Origin of the sequence: Paraburkholderia sp. SIMBA_053 (genome assembly GCF_046534895.1) — a bacterium.
GTDB lineage: Bacteria > Pseudomonadota > Gammaproteobacteria > Burkholderiales > Burkholderiaceae > Paraburkholderia > Paraburkholderia caledonica.
On record NZ_JAWRXU010000031.1, the window covers coordinates 1 to 3,120 of the forward strand.

Annotated in this window: 1 rRNA gene; it reads left to right on the plus strand. The window is 52.8% G+C overall.

The window, feature by feature from the left end:
* Positions 1-129: 129 nt before the first annotated feature.
* A 23S ribosomal RNA gene (locus SB753_RS34285) occupies positions 130-3,008 on the plus strand.
* Positions 3,009-3,120: the final 112 nt, after the last annotated feature.

The window sequence follows — 3,120 nt, forward strand, 5'->3', positions numbered from 1 at the left end:
CATGAGTAGGTGAATCAGGGTTGTGATTGTATCGATGTATTTTTAAGTGATCGAAAGATTGCTTTGGAATACGGCGCAACACGAATACTCAACCTGTAACGAGTGCGTCGCGAGACACACCCGTTATAGGGTCAAGCGAACAAGTGCATGTGGTGGATGCCTTGGCGATCACAGGCGATGAAGGACGCGGTAGCCTGCGAAAAGCTACGGGGAGCTGGCAAACGAGCTTTGATCCGTAGATGTCCGAATGGGGAAACCCACCTCTTTTGAGGTATCCATGACTGAATCCATAGGTCATGAGAAGCGAACGCGGTGAACTGAAACATCTAAGTAACCGCAGGAAAAGAAATCAACCGAGATTCCCAGAGTAGTGGCGAGCGAAATGGGACCAGCCTGTACTCTTTATCTTCATTGTTAGTCGAAGGCTCTGGAAAGTGCCGCCATAGCAGGTGATAGCCCTGTAGACGAAAACAGCGAGGAAGAACTAGGTGTACGACAAGTAGGGCGGGACACGTGAAATCCTGTCTGAAGATGGGGGGACCATCCTCCAAGGCTAAATACTCGTGATCGACCGATAGTGAACCAGTACCGTGAGGGAAAGGCGAAAAGAACCCCGGGAGGGGAGTGAAACAGATCCTGAAACCGCATGCATACAAACAGTCGGAGCCTCGTAAGGGGTGACGGCGTACCTTTTGTATAATGGGTCAGCGACTTACATTCAGTGGCAAGCTTAACCGATTAGGGCAGGCGTAGCGAAAGCGAGTCCGAACAGGGCGTTCAGTCGCTGGGTGTAGACCCGAAACCAGGTGATCTATCCATGGCCAGGATGAAGGTGCGGTAACACGTACTGGAGGTCCGAACCCACTAACGTTGAAAAGTTAGGGGATGAGCTGTGGATAGGGGTGAAAGGCTAAACAAACCTGGAAATAGCTGGTTCTCTCCGAAAACTATTTAGGTAGTGCCTCGTGTATCACCTTCGGGGGTAGAGCACTGTCATGGTTGTGGGGTCCATTGCGGATTACTACGCCATAGCAAACTCCGAATACCGAAGAGTGCAATCACGGGAGACAGACATCGGGTGCTAACGTCCGGTGTCAAGAGGGAAACAACCCAGACCGCCAGCTAAGGTCCCCAAATATGGCTAAGTGGGAAACGAAGTGGGAAGGCTAAAACAGTCAGGAGGTTGGCTTAGAAGCAGCCATCCTTTAAAGAAAGCGTAATAGCTCACTGATCGAGTCGTCCTGCGCGGAAGATGTAACGGGGCTAAGCCATATACCGAAGCTGCGGATGCACATTTATGTGCATGGTAGGAGAGCGTTCCGTAAGCCTGCGAAGGTGCACTGGAAAGTGTGCTGGAGGTATCGGAAGTGCGAATGCTGACATGAGTAGCGATAAAGGGGGTGAAAGGCCCCCTCGCCGTAAGCCCAAGGTTTCCTACGCAACGTTCATCGGCGTAGGGTGAGTCGGCCCCTAAGGCGAGGCAGAAATGCGTAGCTGATGGGAAGCAGGTTAATATTCCTGCACCATTGTTGAATGCGATGGGGGGACGGATCGCGGAAGGTTGTCCGGGTGTTGGAAGTCCCGGTCCTTGCATTGGAGAAGGCGCTTTGGCAAATCCGGGCGCGTAATTCAAGGGTGTGAGGCCAGTCACTTCGGTGACGAAGCAATCGGAAGTGGTTCCAGGAAAAGCCTCTAAGCTTCAGTTCAACAAGACCGTACCGCAAACCGACACAGGTGGGCGAGATGAGTATTCTAAGGCGCTTGAGAGAACTCGGGAGAAGGAACTCGGCAAATTGGTACCGTAACTTCGGGATAAGGTACGCCCCTGTAGCTTGACTCGCCTGCGCGAGAAGGGTGAAGGGGTTGCAATAAACTGGTGGCTGCGACTGTTTAATAAAAACACAGCACTCTGCAAACACGAAAGTGGACGTATAGGGTGTGACGCCTGCCCGGTGCCGGAAGATTAAATGATGGGGTGCAAGCTCCTGATTGAAGTCCCGGTAAACGGCGGCCGTAACTATAACGGTCCTAAGGTAGCGAAATTCCTTGTCGGGTAAGTTCCGACCTGCACGAATGGCGTAACGATGGCCACACTGTCTCCTCCCGAGACTCAGCGAAGTTGAAGTGTTTGTGATGATGCAATCTCCCCGCGGCTAGACGGAAAGACCCCATGAACCTTTACTGTAGCTTTGCATTGGACTTTGAACCGGTCTGTGTAGGATAGGTGGGAGGCTGTGAAGCGTGGACGCCAGTCTGCGTGGAGCCATCCTTGAAATACCACCCTGATCTGTTTGAGGTTCTAACCTTGGTCCGTAATCCGGATCGGGGACAGTGCATGGTAGGCAGTTTGACTGGGGCGGTCTCCTCCCAAAGTGTAACGGAGGAGTACGAAGGTACGCTAGGTACGGTCGGAAATCGTGCTGATAGTGCAATGGCATAAGCGTGCTTAACTGCGAGACCGACAAGTCGAGCAGGTGCGAAAGCAGGTCATAGTGATCCGGTGGTTCTGTATGGAAGGGCCATCGCTCAACGGATAAAAGGTACTCTGGGGATAACAGGCTGATACCGCCCAAGAGTTCATATCGACGGCGGTGTTTGGCACCTCGATGTCGGCTCATCTCATCCTGGGGCTGTAGCCGGTCCCAAGGGTATGGCTGTTCGCCATTTAAAGAGGTACGTGAGCTGGGTTTAAAACGTCGTGAGACAGTTTGGTCCCTATCTGCCGTGGGCGCTGGATATTTGAAGGGGGCTGCTCCTAGTACGAGAGGACCGGAGTGGACGAACCTCTGGTGTACCGGTTGTCACGCCAGTGGCATCGCCGGGTAGCTATGTTCGGAAGAGATAACCGCTGAAAGCATCTAAGCGGGAAACTCGCCTTAAGATGAGATATCCCCGGGGCTTCGAGCCCCTTGAAGGGTCGTTCAAGACCAGGACGTTGATAGGTCAGGTGTGTAAGCGCAGTAATGTGCTCAGCTAACTGATACTAATTGCCCGTAAGGCTTGATCCTATAACAGGTGTGTGTCGGCAGCCGTTAGTGCTTCAGCACTTATGGATGCCCCACCCTGCGCCACGCGCAGGGTCTTATGCAGACCACACACGGTTGAGATCAGTGTTGTGCC